The organism is Vibrio sp. 1641, assembly GCF_033339995.1.
GTDB lineage: Bacteria > Pseudomonadota > Gammaproteobacteria > Enterobacterales > Vibrionaceae > Vibrio > Vibrio alginolyticus.
Map to the genome: position 1 here is coordinate 1 of NZ_JAWOVP010000066.1, position 954 is coordinate 954.

A 954-nucleotide genomic window follows, 5' to 3' on the forward strand; every position below is an offset into this window, starting at 1 on the left:
TATCAAAGAAGTGTACATTTGCTCAAACTGTCACAAAGAAACACCTCTCAAGTAGCAACAATATTTGAGACCGCAAAAAAGCCCCGCATCGCGGGGCTTTCTTCGTTTTGACAAGCATGTTTCGTCCTAAAATGTGGATACATTAAGGATGAACAACCGCTACTTCACACACATCACATTCAACAACGACGTGCCGGTTAACTGATTTGGTTCTCGATCGGCAAACAAGCCTTTCTTATCTTTACCCCAATACGGCAATTGCAGCGGCCATTTGTTCTTCTCCATCACACCAGAATCTCGCAACGCTTTGAATTCAGTCGCCGTGGCGAGCGACATGCCCAACTGCTGACAAGTCTGTTGCGAGCTTTCGTAGTTGAGTCGATTCCACGGCTTACCATATTCCATATAAAACTGATTATCTAACAGGTAAGGCACGACATACGTTTTGCCATGTAGAGACGCTCGCAAGCGCACTTCCACCTCTCCATTGCCTTTTACGCTCGGTGCTGGTTTTGCTTTCGCTACCGGTTTTGTTGTCGTGCTCGGTTTCGGCTCTTTTGCCGTAACTGGCTGCGCTGTTGTTTTTGTCGCAGAAGCTTTAAACACCTCGGTATCTGGACGACTGGCCACGACTGGCGCAACAGGCTTCGATGCGACGTTTGGTTTGGCGACAGGAGTCGACTTTGATGACGGCTGCATTTGCTTCACGGTGTTGTCACTCCCTTTGCCAACCACACGAATAAATGCCTCGCGATAGTTCGACAAGGTTTTGACTCCTCGCAAATCAGCAGACGCTTTAGAAAATTCTGTATAAGGCCCAATAAGACAACGATAGCCCTTTGCTTCGGGCTTCATCCAAACATCGGTGGTGATTTTGCTGTAAATGGGTTTGGCTTTGGCAAGTGGCATTGGTTTAGGCAGCAAGCCACATTGAATCCAATAGAAATCATTGCC

General features: G+C 47.4%; 1 protein-coding gene. It reads right to left on the minus strand.

Going from position 1 to position 954, the window contains the following annotated elements; genetic code table 11:
• Window positions 1-159: 159 nt before the first annotated feature.
• Window positions 160-954 (minus strand): SPOR domain-containing protein (locus R7Z47_RS24185; RefSeq protein WP_318130680.1); only part of this gene is annotated, 795 nt, incomplete at its 5' end.